15 protein-coding genes are annotated in these 13,860 nt (G+C 51.8%); 4 read left to right on the forward strand and 11 right to left on the reverse strand.

Going from position 1 to position 13,860, the window contains the following annotated elements; genetic code table 11:
* Nucleotides 1-125 precede the first annotated feature (125 nt).
* The 4 genes from M977_RS05755 to M977_RS05770 all read left to right on the forward strand — a co-directional run bounded on the left by M977_RS05755 (nucleotide 126) and on the right by M977_RS05770 (nucleotide 4,778).
* Nucleotides 126-1,670, forward strand: a complete 1,545-nt coding sequence (locus M977_RS05755) for a PTS transporter subunit EIIC (RefSeq protein ID WP_064513054.1) — start codon at nucleotides 126-128, stop codon at nucleotides 1,668-1,670.
* 11 nt (nucleotides 1,671-1,681) lie between these two features.
* Nucleotides 1,682-3,046 carry a 6-phospho-alpha-glucosidase gene (locus M977_RS05760; protein WP_064513056.1) on the forward strand — a complete coding sequence of 455 codons (1,365 nt, stop codon included), beginning with the start codon at nucleotides 1,682-1,684 and terminating at the stop codon, nucleotides 3,044-3,046.
* A 104-nt stretch (nucleotides 3,047-3,150) separates the two neighbouring features.
* Complete coding sequence (sseA, locus tag M977_RS05765) at nucleotides 3,151-4,005, forward strand: 3-mercaptopyruvate sulfurtransferase (protein WP_064513057.1); 855 nt, start codon at nucleotides 3,151-3,153, stop codon at nucleotides 4,003-4,005.
* Nucleotides 4,005-4,778, forward strand: coding sequence for a MurR/RpiR family transcriptional regulator (locus M977_RS05770; RefSeq protein WP_064513059.1), 774 nt, complete (start codon nucleotides 4,005-4,007; stop codon nucleotides 4,776-4,778). The genes sseA and M977_RS05770 overlap by 1 nt, the downstream gene beginning before the upstream one ends.
* A gap of 4 nt (nucleotides 4,779-4,782) precedes the next feature.
* On the opposite strand, the gene sseB is transcribed toward M977_RS05770, so the two are convergent.
* From sseB to trmJ, 11 genes are all read right to left on the reverse strand, one after another.
* The gene (gene sseB, locus M977_RS05775) at nucleotides 4,783-5,559 is read right to left on the reverse strand and encodes an enhanced serine sensitivity protein SseB (protein WP_064513061.1); all 777 of its coding nucleotides are present in this window, start codon (nucleotides 5,557-5,559) and stop codon (nucleotides 4,783-4,785) included.
* 178 nt (nucleotides 5,560-5,737) lie between these two features.
* On the reverse strand, nucleotides 5,738-7,024 hold the full coding sequence (gene pepB, locus M977_RS05780) for an aminopeptidase PepB (protein WP_064513063.1): 1,287 nt from the start codon (nucleotides 7,022-7,024) through the stop codon (nucleotides 5,738-5,740).
* A 73-nt stretch (nucleotides 7,025-7,097) separates the two neighbouring features.
* Complete coding sequence (gene iscX / locus M977_RS05785) at nucleotides 7,098-7,298, reverse strand: Fe-S cluster assembly protein IscX (RefSeq protein ID WP_064513065.1); 201 nt, start codon at nucleotides 7,296-7,298, stop codon at nucleotides 7,098-7,100.
* Nucleotides 7,299-7,310: 12 nt separating this feature from the next.
* A complete protein-coding gene (gene fdx / locus M977_RS05790; RefSeq protein WP_034459208.1) occupies nucleotides 7,311-7,646 on the reverse strand; it encodes an ISC system 2Fe-2S type ferredoxin in 336 nt (111 codons plus the stop codon).
* 1 nt (nucleotide 7,647) lies between these two features.
* Nucleotides 7,648-9,498, reverse strand: coding sequence for a Fe-S protein assembly chaperone HscA (gene hscA, locus M977_RS05795; protein ID WP_064513067.1), 1,851 nt, complete (start codon nucleotides 9,496-9,498; stop codon nucleotides 7,648-7,650).
* Between the two features lie 13 nt (nucleotides 9,499-9,511).
* The gene (gene hscB, locus M977_RS05800; RefSeq protein ID WP_064513069.1) at nucleotides 9,512-10,027 is read right to left on the reverse strand and encodes a co-chaperone HscB; all 516 of its coding nucleotides are present in this window, start codon (nucleotides 10,025-10,027) and stop codon (nucleotides 9,512-9,514) included.
* 71 nt (nucleotides 10,028-10,098) lie between these two features.
* Nucleotides 10,099-10,422, reverse strand: a complete 324-nt coding sequence (gene iscA / locus M977_RS05805; RefSeq protein WP_064513071.1) for an iron-sulfur cluster assembly protein IscA — start codon at nucleotides 10,420-10,422, stop codon at nucleotides 10,099-10,101.
* Nucleotides 10,423-10,576: 154 nt separating this feature from the next.
* Nucleotides 10,577-10,963: a Fe-S cluster assembly scaffold IscU gene (gene iscU, locus M977_RS05810; protein WP_064513073.1), complete on the reverse strand. Its 387-nt coding sequence runs from the start codon at nucleotides 10,961-10,963 to the stop codon at nucleotides 10,577-10,579.
* 43 nt (nucleotides 10,964-11,006) lie between these two features.
* Complete coding sequence (locus M977_RS05815; protein ID WP_064513076.1) at nucleotides 11,007-12,221, reverse strand: IscS subfamily cysteine desulfurase; 1,215 nt, start codon at nucleotides 12,219-12,221, stop codon at nucleotides 11,007-11,009.
* Between the two features lie 239 nt (nucleotides 12,222-12,460).
* Nucleotides 12,461-12,949, reverse strand: coding sequence for a Fe-S cluster assembly transcriptional regulator IscR (iscR, locus tag M977_RS05820; RefSeq protein WP_064513078.1), 489 nt, complete (start codon nucleotides 12,947-12,949; stop codon nucleotides 12,461-12,463).
* Between the two features lie 130 nt (nucleotides 12,950-13,079).
* Entirely contained in the window at nucleotides 13,080-13,820 is a 741-nt protein-coding gene (gene trmJ, locus M977_RS05825) for a tRNA (cytosine(32)/uridine(32)-2'-O)-methyltransferase TrmJ (RefSeq protein WP_064513080.1), read from the reverse strand.
* Between the last annotated feature and the right edge of the window lie 40 nt (nucleotides 13,821-13,860).

A 13,860-nucleotide genomic window follows, 5' to 3' on the forward strand; every position in this document is an offset into this window, starting at 1 on the left:
TTGTGAGTCATTTGTTTTTAAAACAATAGGATAGATAGATGAAGTGCCTTTTTTCTTGCTACATTTCTGGCTGAGTCGCTGCCTCAACGCGGTGTTTAGCCAAAGTAATAATAAGAGACTGCTAAATGAAAAGTGCCGTTAATGCCCTACAAAACTTCGGAAAATCGCTCTACGGCCCAGTACTTATTTTACCCATCGTCGGTTTATTTATCGCGTTTGGTAATGTATTGGGCAATGGAAACCTGGCCGAGTACTTACCGTTCCTCGGTCACTCTTCTATTCAGCATACGGGTGTGCTGATCGCTAAATCTGCCGTTTCGGTACTGGCAAACCTGGCTCTGGTGTTTGGCGTTGGGATCCCAATTGGCCTTGCTGCAAAAGACAAAGGATATGCAGCATTGATTGGCCTGGTCACTTTTATCGTCTTCATTAATGCGATGAATGTAACGTTGCAATTGCAGGGCGAATTAGCACCTGCCGACCAAATGCGGGCCGCTGGGCAAAGCATGGTTTTAGGTGTGCAAGTGCTTGAGATGGGTGTTTTTGCCGGGATACTGACCGGGGCGCTTTCAGGATATCTGTACAACCGCTATTCCAGCGTACAGTTTTCTGGCGCGATGGCCATTTACTCCGGCCACTGTTTTGTCGCCATTATTATACTGCCGGTTTCAATGTTGCTTGGCGTGGTGATGAGTGAACTCTGGCCATTTGCTCAGCATGGTATCAGCGCACTGGCGCTGGCTATTAAAGGTGCCGGGGCATTTGGCGTTGCCATCTACGGTTTCCTGGAGCGCATTCTGGTGCCAACGGGTCTACATCACCTTGTTTATACCCCATTCCTGTATACCGAATTAGGGGGGACTGCCGATGTTTGCGGCAGCGTTTACCAGGGCGCGCGCAATATTTACTTCGCAGAAATGGCATGTCCGAGCGTCCATCAACTTAGCAGCACCGTTGTTTGGGATGCACGCGGCATAAGCAAAATGTTCGGCCTCCCTGCTGCGGCCCTTGCGATGTATATGACGGCGAAACCTGAGCGCAATGCAGCAGCCAAAGCCATTCTCATCCCGGCAGCCCTGACATCCATGCTGGTTGGTGTTACGGAGCCACTGGAGTTTTCCTTCCTGTTTGTCGCCCCACTGCTGTTCGGCGTGCATGCGGTACTGACTGGTATTGGCATGATGCTGTTCTATCTGCTGGGCGTTCACGCCATCGGTGCCAACGGAATTATCGATTTCATTCTCTATAACCTGCCGCTTGGCACCGAGAAGTCCAACTGGCCGATGTACATCGCGGTCGGGCTGGTGATGTCGGTTATCTATTTCTTGGTGTTCCGTTTCCTGATTCGCCGTTTCGATATGAAAACGCCGGGGCGTGAGAGTGATGACCAGGAGACAAAACTGTATAGCAAACAAGAGTATCAAGCCAAAGGCAGCAACGATGGCTTGGGTGAAGCGATTATCGAAGGCCTCGGTGGCCGGGCCAATATTGAAGTAGTCGACAACTGTTACACCCGCTTGCGAGTCACGGTGCGCGATGTGTCAGTTATCGACGAACCCCGCCTGAAATCAACGGGTGCGAAAGGGGTCATTAAACAAGGTAATAACGTTCAGGTGGTCTACGGGCTGCATGTCAAAAAAATGCGTGAAGCAGTAGAGACATTTCTCTAAAGGAGTCAATGATGTTTAAACCCCCATTTATTTTGTCCATTGCCGGTGGCGGTAGTACTTACGCGCCGGGCATTGTTAAAAGCCTGATGGTTCGCCTGGCTGATTTCCCCTTAGCTGAGATTCGCCTCTACGATATTGATGGTGAGCGCCAGTCAGTGATTGCGCCGGTGGTTGAGAAAGTCATTCGCGACCATAGCCAAAGCATAAAATTCACCGTAACTACTGACCCAGAAGTTGCCTTTAGTGGTGCCCATTTTGTCTTCGCACAAATGCGCGTCGGGCAATATAAGATGCGTGAGCAGGATGAAAAAATCCCTCTACGCCATGGTGTGGTTGGGCAAGAAACCTGCGGGCCAGGCGGCCTGGCATATGGCCTGCGCACCATTTTGCCTATGGTCGAGTTATGTGATTTTGTTGAGCGTTACGCCCATCAAAAAGCGTGGATTGTGAACTATTCCAATCCGGCGGCAATTGTTGCTGAAGGGGTTCGTCGTCTGCGCCCGAAAGCTCGCGTGTTAAATATTTGCGATATGCCGGTGGCGGCAATGCGCAATATGGGTGCCATTCTTGGGGTTGATCGCCACAAGCTGGAAGTCGATTACTTCGGCCTGAACCATTTCGGCTGGTTTACCCGCGTGCTGGTTGATGGAGAAGACCGCCTGCCGGAGCTGCGCCGCCATATCGCTAAGTTTGGCCTACTGACAGAAGATGCCGCACAAACCGATCCGCAACATTCCGACCCGTCATGGGTGAAAACCTGGCGTCACATTAAGCCGATTATGGACCATTTCCCGGAATATCTGCCGAACCCGTATTTGCAGTATTACCTAATGCCAAACGACATCGTTGAGCACCAAAACCCTGATTACACTCGTGCCAACGAAGTGATGGATGGGCGCGAGAAGAAGCTGTTTGCAGCGGCGGATGAATACAAAAAAACCGGGATTTTGCCGGACGCATTCCATGTTGGCGTACACGGTGCCTTTATTGTTGATGTCGCTTGTTCACTGGCCTTTGATTTGCGCCAGCGTCACCTGGTGATTGTGGAAAACAAAGGGGCGATTGCCAACCTGCCGTATGACGCAATGGTTGAAGTCCCGGCTTATATCACTTCCGAAGGGCCAGAACCGGTACGCATGGGTGCGGTTCCACTGTTCCATCAGACATTATTGATGCAGCAGCTAGCTTCAGAACAATTGCTGGTCGAAGCCACTATCGAAGGCAGTTATGAAAAGGCATTGCAGGCGTTTACGCTCAACCGCACCGTGCCTACTATGCAACATGCAAAAGCGATTCTCGACGATATGATTGAAGCTAATCGCGATTACTGGCCGCAACTGCAACAGGCCTGGAAAGATGGCGAGGCTGTGAAATAGTTTTGCAATAAATACGAGGCACCTCGCGCACCTGGACATGGTTGCTTGTCGGTTTGGTGAAAAACACCGACAATCCGAGAGTAAATAACGATTCGGAGGCAACCATGTCCACCACTTTCTTCGTTGCGGGCGACTGGCTCGCAGAACATATTAATGATGAGAACATCCAGATTATTGATGCTCGCATGGCACCAGCTGGTCAGGAACATTTACGTGATATGCAGGCTGAGTACCGTGCCGGCCATCTGCCTGGCGCAGTGTTTTTCGATATCGAAGCCCTTTCCGACCACACCAGCCCTTTACCACATATGATGCCGCGTGCTGAAGCCTTTGCTGTCGCCATGCGAGAGCTGGGTATCAGTAGTGATAAACATCTGGTTGTTTACGATGAAGGCAACCTGTTCTCCGCACCGCGGGCATGGTGGATGCTGCGTACTTTCGGCGTTGAAAGTGTGTCGATTCTGGCTGGTGGCCTGGCCGACTGGCAGCGTGAAGAACTGCCTCTACAGCAAGGTGATGTTGAATTGCCGGAAGGCGATTTCGACGTGAATTTCGATCCAATGGTGATTAAGCGCCTGACCGATGTTCTGCTGGTTAGCCATGAAGGCACTGCGCAGATTGTTGATGCTCGCCCTGCTCCACGTTTTAACGCACAAGCGGATGAACCTCGTCCTGGTTTAAGGCGTGGGCATATTCCAGGTGCGCTGAACGTACCCTGGGGCGATCTGGTAGAAAATGGTCAGTTGAAAACTACCGATGAACTGAGTGAAATCTTTACCCGCCAGGGCGTGAGCTTTGATAAACCGATTATCGCCAGTTGCGGTTCAGGCGTAACAGCAGCAGTGGTGGTATTGGCGTTAACCACGCTTGGCGTTAACGGTGTTTCATTGTACGACGGCTCCTGGAGTGAATGGGGAGCACGACCGGATTTACCCGTCGAACCTGCTCAAGCACAGTAATGGACAACCGACTGGCAGGTCTTCTTGAGCGCGGGGAATCTTTAACCCGCGCTGAATACCGCGTTCTCTCGCACGTGACAAACCACCCATTGCTGGTAGGTAATATCACGGTGCGGGAACTTGCTCAGGTGACTTTTGTTTCCAGCGCCACCATTATGCGACTGTGCCAGAAGCTCGGATTTAGCGGTTACAGCGAGTTTATCTGGCATTGTAAGCAGCTACTTTCCAGCACCCCGCACATTGCTAACCAACCTGCTCAGTCCACCAGCGAACTGCCGGTTTTATTTGATCAGTTTGTCGATAATTACCGCCAGACTTTCCGTTGGGTCACGCCTGAACTGATGGCGGAGTTTGCGACATTACTGCGGGAAAAAGAGAGTTTCTTTTTGTACGGAGCCGGGTTTTCTTATTTATTCGCGGAATACCTGACCAAGAAACTTCAGGTGTTGGGGAAAACGGCGTTTATTTCCGGGCCGGGCGACAGTCGGGGCATCTTTTTAAGTAACGCCTCAAAGTATCAGGTGTTTGTCGCCATTTCTCGCAGCGGTGAAACAGAGCAAGTATTGGATAAGGCGCGGGTCGCGCAAAATGTGGGGATGTCGATTGTGGCGTTCACGCGAGCATCGCCAAACAGTTTATCCGAACTGGCTGATGTGCATTTTCCGCTGTATGACGAGGCAATCCACTATGCGGCAGAAGCCGCCGGGATCACTTCATTTGAGTCGAATCTGGTGATGCTGATTGATTTATTGCTGTTGCAGGCAACAGCATAAAAAATCAGATAATCCGGTTGGTTTTAAAATCACGCAGGAAACTGCCCCAACGGCGTTCATAGAAAGGTGTAATGTGCGCCATCATAAAGTGGCTGATGCCCTTCTCACCTTCCGCCACCAGGCAAATATCGACTGGCTCGTCGCCCGGTAAGGTGTCCGTTGCAACACTTCCCGCCTGGCGAATAATCGCGTCGATATCACCTTCAGCTTCAATACCAATCAGCAGGTTCGGTTGTTCATCTGCATGTTCTTTAATGGAGCAGATAAACGCACGTTTTACCGTTTTCAGGTTTTTAAACAGCGTAGTGAGCGAGTCGACCATTTGTGCCGGTGGCTCAGCCACTTCGGAAAGCAGCAAAGATGTCCCGCCATCCAGCACTTCCTGCTGAGTTAACGGGTCGCTTTCGTCGCTGATTAAATGGGTGATTTCACGCGGGGTGAATTCTTTGCCGGTTGGCAATTTCGCGTTCAGGAACAGCGTCGCGCCCTGCGTCATTTCAAACAGTGTGCGCACCGGCATTACCACAAACGCTTGCTCGTGGCTGATGGCTTGTTGCAGCGCTTCAACGGAGGTGAAGAAGGGAATGACGGATGTGCCGTCATCTTTTTCCCAGTGCTGCAATTCGACTGCACTATCGGCGTCAATAGCTTCGCCTTCAGCGGCGGTACCCGGTACCCAAACGGTGGATTCCAGTAACACGCGGAAGAATGCCGGGCGGTGAGCGGGTTCCGTGGCGGCCTGCTCAAGCAGCGTTTCGAGTTCGTTTTTTGCTTCTGACATGGTAATTCCAGGGGAAAACAGAATGAGAATTTGTTTGGTAGATAAATGAAGTGCCATCCACCGCTCGCTTACCAGCAATATGGTGGATGTCGCTTCGCTAATCCACCCTACAACTGCTTTCATTACCTTCGTATGTCGGATTAGCGTTAGCGACATCCGACATTAACTTGAGGTAACGTTACTTTCCAGTCAACAAATTCGCAATCGCGCGTACACCAATGCCTGTTGCGCCAGCGGACCACTGCTCAACCGCACCTTTACGGTAAGTAGCAGAGCAGTCAATGTGCAGCCAACCTTCATGATAGTTTTCCACGAAGTGGGACAAGAAGCCTGCCGCCGTGCTGGCACCTGCTGGGAAGGACGCGTTTGAAGTGTTGTTCAGCTCGGCAAAGTTAGATGGCAACTGGTTGCGGTGAAACTCGGCCAGCGGCAAGCGCCAGAACGGTTCGCTTTCTGCCGCGGCACTCGCCATCAAACGGTTGACCAGGCCATCGTCGAAGCTAAACAGCGCGTGGTAATCGTTACCCAATGCGGTTTTCGCGGCACCGGTTAAGGTTGCGCAGTCGATGATCAGTTCAGGTTTCTGGGCGCTGGCGTCGATCAGGCCATCGGCCAGCACCAGGCGGCCTTCGGCATCGGTGTTCATCACTTCAACGGTTTTGCCGTTGCGATACTTAATGATGTCGCCCAGTTTAAACGCGTTGCCGCTCACCAGGTTGTCGGCACAGCACAGGAAAAGCTTCACGCGCTTGTCCAGACCGCGAGTGATAGCGAACGCCAGCGCGCCGGTAATGGTGGCAGCGCCGCCCATGTCGGATTTCATGGAGTCCATGAACGCGCTTTGTTTCATGCTGTAGCCGCCGGAATCAAAGGTGATGCCTTTCCCGACCAGGCATGCGTAAACCGGTGCGTCCGGGTTGCCGGTTGGGTTGTAATCGAGCGCCAGCAATACCGGGGCGCGTTCAGAACCACGGCCAACGGTGTGCAGCCCCATATAGTTCTGCTCGCGCAGGTCTTCGCCTTTGGTGATGCGGTAGGAAACGTGGTCGCAGGCTACGTCACACAGCAGGTCAACCGCGCGGGAAGCCAGCTGCTCCGGGCCAAGTTCTTCGGCTGGCGTGTTGATGGTGTGGCGCACCCAGTCGATGATTTTCAGGCGGTTGTTCAGCTCTTTTTGCTCGGCTTCACCCAACTGCGCCCACTCAACTTTGCGCGTGCCTTTTGGTGCGCGGTAGCCCTGCCAGAATGCCCAGCTTTTCTCGACATCCCAGCCTTCACCTGCCAGCTGTAGGTGCTTCAAACCCTGGCCGTCGATTTTACGTGCGGCGCGTTGGATTAACCCCAGGTCATCTTTGCCTGTCAGGTGCAGGGTAATCCCTTCGTCGTTGATGCTGTATGCGGCTTTTTCGCCCCAGCGCGCATCGGCAGGCGCGGTGGAAAGCGTGATTTTCATGGCTTCTGACATTTTCTTTTCCTTATACTTTTCAGCTCATGCTTCATATAAAAACGGGCCGCCTGAGGCAGCCCGCTTGGTTCAATTAATCAGTCTCATCTAACCAGACTAACAGAATCGCTTCCAGAATTTTTTCATTGGATGCGCCTGGATCATCATCAAAATCTTCCAAATCGCAGATCCACTGGTGCAGATCGGTAAAACGTACCGTTTTTGGATCAAGATCCGGACGGCTGTCATACAGAGCTTCACCAATTTCGCGGCTATCGGTCCATTTCAGTCCCATAAGCTACTCCTGTTAGTGCTCACGTGCATGGTTGATGGTGTAACGTGGCATTTCTACCACCAGATCCTCATCCGTTACACGCGCCTGGCAGCTTAAACGGCTTTCAGGCTCGAGACCCCATGCTTTGTCCAGCATGTCGTCTTCGTCTTCCGTGCTTTCAGCAAGGGAGTCGAAACCTTCACGCACGACACAGTGGCAAGTGGTGCAGGCACAGGATTTTTCACAGGCGTGTTCAATCTCGATGCCGTTGCGCAGTGCAACGTCAAGAATGGTTTCACCGACATTCGCTTCCAAAACTGCACCATCTGGACACAAATCCTGATGAGGCAGAAAAACAATCTTTGGCATGTTAAACCTCGTCCACGGAGTGGCCTTTCAGCGCCTTACGGATTGATTCATCCATACGACGTGCGGCGAAATCCTGTGTTTGTTTGTCTACGTTTTTAATGGCTTGTTCAATAGCATCGGTGTCATCGCCCGCTGCAGCAGCACTTAACGCCGCAACCGCTGAGTCAATTTCCGCTCGCTCATGAGCGCTTAATAGCGCGGCATCGCTGGTTAATGCACCCTGCAGGCTTTCCAGAACCCGGGCTGCATCGACTTTTTGCTCTGCAAGCATGCGCGCTTTCACATCATGCTCGGCATAGCTCATGGAGTCCTGAATCATGCTGGCGATTTCGCCATCACTCAGGCCATAAGAAGGTTTCACCTGGATTGATGCTTCAACGCCGGTGGATTTCTCCATCGCGGTGACGCTCAGTAAACCATCAGCATCAACCTGGAAGGTAACGCGAATATGCGCCCCACCCGCTGGCATCGCAGGTATTCCGCGCAGCGCAAAACGAGCCAGTGAACGGCAATCTTGTACCAGTTCGCGCTCGCCCTGTAACACCTGAATCGACATTGCCGTCTGGCCGTCTTTGAAGGTCGTAAAGTCCTGCGCACGCGCCACTGGAATGGTGGTATTACGTGGAATGACTTTCTCTACCAGGCCGCCCATGGTTTCGAGGCCAAGCGACAGTGGAATCACATCCAGCAACAGCATTTCGCTGTCTGGCTTGTTACCCACCAGTATATCCGCCTGAATTGCCGCACCAATGGCGACAACTTTGTCCGGGTCGATGGAAGTCAGCGGCGTGCGGCCAAAGAATTCGCCAACACGTTCACGCACTAATGGTACGCGAGTTGAACCGCCAACCATGACCACTTCCAGCACTTCATCTGCTTCAACGCCTGCGTCTTTGAGCGCACGGCGGCAAGCCAGTAAAGTACGTTTAACCAGCGCTGCAATCAGCTCGTTAAACTGCTCGCGCGTCACGCTGCCCGTCCAGCCTGCGACTTCTACCGTCGCGGTTTCGGCATCGCTCAGGGCGATCTTCGCAGCAATCGCAGCGTCGAGTAACTGGCGCTGCACACGGTCATCGCTACGGTCAGCAACACCGGCTTGCTCACGCAGCCAGTCGGCTAACAGGTGGTCAAAGTCATCGCCGCCCAGCGCGGAATCGCCGCCGGTTGCCATCACTTCAAACACGCCGCGGCTTAAACGCAGAATGGATATATCAAAAGTACCGCCGCCCAAATCATAGACCGCGATAACGCCTTCTTTGCCAGAATCCAGGCCGTAGGCGATAGCCGCTGCGGTCGGTTCGTTAAGCAGGCGCAACACATGCAGGCCAGCAAGGCGCGCTGCGTCCTTGGTGCCCTGACGTTGTGCATCGTCGAAATAAGCAGGAACAGTAATCACCACGCCATCAAGTTCACCTTCTAACGCTTCGGTGGCGCGAGCGGAAAGTGCTTTAAGGATGTCGGATGAAATACGAATAGGGTTCAGCAGCCCGGCCGGGGTGTCGATCATCGGCAGGCCGTTTTCACTCGCTTTGAGTGAATAAGGCAGATGCGGGTAACGCGCCTGGATATCGGCAAGCGAACGGCCCATCAGACGTTTTACGGAGCTGATGGTATTTGCCGGATCTGTTGCGGCTTGCGCACGCGCGTCCCAGCCTACATTCAGGCCTTGTTGCTGATAGTGCACCACAGAAGGCAGCAGATGACGGCCTTCATGGTCAGGCAGCGTTTCAGCTTGCCCGCTACGAACAGTTGCAACCAGTGAATTTGTGGTGCCTAAATCGATACCCGCCGCAAGCTTACGCTGATGGGGTGCCGCACTCAGGCCCGGCTCACTAATTTGTAATAACGCCATATTGAGCTTCCAGTTAAAAATCGAGCAGCTTTTCTTCGAGTTGTTCTATTTGGCTGCGCAGTTTATCGAGAAAACGCAGTTTACGCACAGTATCCGCCGCCTGCGTCCAGTCCTGATTATCCAACTGCTCTACCATCAAAGTCATGCGGGTTTTCACCATCGCATTAACATTGGCGCTGAAGGATTCCAGGCGGTCGCTATCTTTGGCGTGCTCGATATTATCAAGCTCTTCGCGCAATTCGAGTTGTTCCATCAAAAACGCGGTGTCACGCACGGTATGCTGTTCGTTCGCCAGATCAAAACCGTTGAGGGAAAGGATGTACTCTGCGCGCGGCAATGGATGACGCAGTGTTTGCCATGCCTGATTGATGGTCGCCGACTGTTGCACCGCCAGCAGAATTTCTGCCTGGGGGCGACTGGCGTATTTATCAGGATGGAACTGGCGTTGCAGCTCCTGGTAACGGGTAGCCAACAGCTCAGTGTTGAGGGCAAATTCTGGCGGTAACCCAAAGAGGGTGAAGTAATCCATAACAGACTCGGGGTTTCATAGTAGAGCGTGATACCCCGTACAACTTGCGCTACACGGGGTATTTGCGAGTATCAGACGTGGAAGCTTTCACCGCAGCCACACTCATCTTTCACGTTAGGGTTAGTAAATTTAAACCCTTCGTTAAGACCTTCTTTGACGAAGTCGAGCTCGGTACCGTCTAAAAATTGCAGGCTTTTACCATCGACGACCACTTTCACGCCTTTGTCTTCGAACACGGTGTCTTCTGCCATCGGTGCGTCAACAAATTCAAGAACATAAGCCATACCAGAACAGCCAGAAGTACGAACGCCTAAACGCAGACCAAAACCTTTACCGCGGTTAGCTAAAAAGGCATTCACACGATCGGCAGCGCTGTGGCTAAGGGTAATCGACATACAACAACCTCAATCAATTTTTCTTCATTCTTCGAGCCGCAGGGTGTTGGCTACTCTCACTCACTCCAGTCACTTACTTTAGTAAGCTCCTGGAGATTCATAAGCTTGCCGCCTGGCTGCAACTCAAATTATTTTGAAAAAGACTCAACAATAATTATTTAGCTTCACGCTTGCTTTTGTAATCCGCGATAGCCGCTTTGATAGCGTCTTCTGCAAGGATTGAGCAGTGAATCTTCACCGGTGGCAGTTCGAGTTCTTCTGCGATGTCGGTGTTTTTGATTGCCTGCGCTTCATCCAGAGATTTACCTTTGACCCATTCGGTCACCAGCGAGCTGGAAGCGATGGCAGAGCCACAGCCATAGGTCTTAAAGCGTGCGTCTTCAATAATACCTTCATTGTTAACTTTGATCTGCAACTTCATCACGTCTCCGCAGGCTGGTGCACCCACCATGCCGGAACCGACGTTGTCATCGCTATTATCAAAAGAACCAACGTTGCGTGGGTTTTCGTAGTGATCGATTACTTTTTCGCTGTAAGCCATTTTTAATTTTCCTGAATCCGATATCGACGTTCGAAGCGAACGATTAGTGATGAGCCCATTCGATGGAGTTAATATCCACGCCCTGCTTAAACATGTCCCACAGTGGAGAAAGTTCGCGCAGACGGCCAATGGACTTACGTACCAGTTCGATGGTGTAGTCGATCTCTTCTTCAGTTGTAAAACGACCCAAAGAGAAACGGATAGAGCTGTGAGCCAGTTCGTCGGTCATGCCCAGTGCGCGCAGCACGTAGGATGGCTCGAGGCTTGCTGATGTACAGGCAGAACCAGAAGAAACCGCGAGGTCTTTGAGCGCCATAATCAGTGACTCACCTTCAACGTAGTTAAAGCTCACGTTGAGGATAGTTGGCACGCCATTTTCCAGGTCGCCATTCAGATAGACTTCTTCCATATCTTTCACGCCGTTCCACAAACGGTTACGCAGCGTGCGCAGACGGGACATCTCTGTCTCCATCTCTTCTTTCGCGATACGGTAAGCTTCGCCCATGCCAGCAATCTGGTGAACAGGCAGAGTACCAGAACGCATACCGCGTTCGTGACCGCCACCGTGTACCTGAGCTTCGATACGAATACGTGGTTTACGGCGAACATACAGCGCGCCGATGCCTTTAGGGCCATAAATTTTGTGACCAGAGAACGACATCAGGTCAACTTTCAGGGTGCTCAAGTCGATAGGCAGTTTGCCCACGCTCTGAGTCGCATCAACGTGATAGATAATGCCACGTGCACGGCACATTTCGCCGATTGCCGCGATATCTTGCACCACGCCGATTTCGTTGTTCACGTGCATGATAGAAACCAGAATGGTGTCGTCACGCATCGCTGCTTCCAGCACGCTCAGGTCAACGATACCGTTGCTCTGTGGTGCCAGATAAGTCACTTCAAAACCTTCACGCTCAAGCTGGCGACAGGTGTCCAGCACAGCTTTGTGTTCGGTTTTAACGGTGATGATGTGCTTGCCTTTCTTCTGATAGAAGTTAGCGGCACCTTTGATAGCGAGGTTATCAGATTCAGTTGCACCGGAGGTAAAGACGATTTCACGCGGGTCTGCACCAACCAGTTCAGCGATTTGGTTACGGGCGATATCAACAGCTTCTTCCGCCTGCCAACCGAAACGGTGAGAACGAGAAGCCGGGTTACCGAAGGTTCCGTCCATAGTCAAAAACTGCATCATTTTCTGCGCAACACGCGGGTCAACCGGCGTAGTCGCAGAGTAATCGAGATAAATCGGTAATTTCATTGCTCTTAAACTCCGTACATCACTCAATGCAATGAATCAGGCAACTGGCTGAATGAACGACCTTTTTGACGGGATGTGACACCCCGGCCTGATTCTGAAATCTATTTTATTTTTGCCCTAAATAGATCGTGTTGCAGCAAGGCGGCAAACTTGAGAGTCCCCAGGAGCTTACATCAAGTAAGTGACTGGGGTGAACAAGTGCGGCCAACACAATTGCAACCCGAAATATGACGGGTAAATTAGGCGCGCAGTTTGACGTCGATCGCGTCTTGAGAGCGCGTACTGCGAAGGTTTTCATTTTGCTGACGGCCAGAGACATCCAGCACTTCCTGGTTATTCACCAGTTCACCCAAGGTGATGTTATTCAGAAAACCAGTCAGACGGTCACTCAGATCGCGCCACAGTGCGTGAGTCAGGCATTTATCGCCGCCCTGACAACCGCCTTTGCCCGCGCAACGCGTGGCATCAACAGATTCATCTACAGCACTGATAACTTCGCCAACTGCGATGCTATTTGCTTCTTTACCCAGCAGATAACCACCGCCTGGACCACGTACGCTGGCAACCAGGCCATTTTTACGCAGACGGGAGAATAACTGCTCCAGGTAGGAGAGAGAGATTCCCTGACGTTCAGAAATATCAGCCAACGGTACCGGGCCTGATTCGGAGTTCAACGCAACGTCAAGCATTGCGGTCACGGCATAACGTCCTTTCGATGTCAGTCTCATGTCTTACTTAACCTCAAATCGCCCCTCGAACCGGGGGTTTTTTATAAATGTGATTGTCACATAGCAGGTCGCAAGTCTGACATTCCCGAGTAAATTGGTCAACTATTTAACCTAGTAATTTACTCAAGTATTATTTGCCGGATTTTTTCTCGTTATCAATAGAAGAAAGCATGCCGCGCAGAATGTTAAGTTCTTGAGTTTCCGGGCGTGCACGGTTATACAAGCGGCGTAATTTGCTCATAATCTGGCCCGGATGACTGGTGCGAATAAAGCCGGTTTTCAGCAATACTTGCTCCAGGTGAACGTAAAAACGCTCGAGATCGTCAGCCGATGGATACTGAGTCTGGTCCTCAACAACGACCGCTTCTTTGCCTTCTTCTTGCGTAGCAAGCCAGGCGATGCGTACTTCATAAGCGAGGATTTGCACGGCCATAGCCAGGTTCAGCGAGCTGTATTCTGGATTTGCCTGAATCGCAACGTGGTAATGGCATTTCTGCAATTCGTCATTGGTCAAACCAACACGTTCACGGCCAAACACAATCGCCACTGGCGCATCTTGCGCTTCAGAAATGGTCTTTAGACCACATTCGCGTGGGTCGAGCATAGGCCATGGCAGCGTGCGTGAACGAGCGCTCGTTCCTACCACCAGACTACAACCCGCCAGTGCTTCATCCAGCGTATCGACAATTTTCGCTTCACCAATAACATCACTGGCACCAGCAGCGAGCGCGATTGCCTGAGAGTCAGGTTTCACCAGTGGATTAACCAACCACAGATTTGTCAGCCCCATGGTTTTCATTGCACGGGCTACGGAGCCCATGTTGCCGGTGTGGGAGGTTTCAACCAGCACTATACGTACGTTTTGCAGCATCGTTGACTCATAGCCTGAAAAGATTATCGCGATATCCTAT

The organism is Buttiauxella gaviniae ATCC 51604, assembly GCF_001654835.1.
Lineage (GTDB): Bacteria > Pseudomonadota > Gammaproteobacteria > Enterobacterales > Enterobacteriaceae > Buttiauxella > Buttiauxella gaviniae.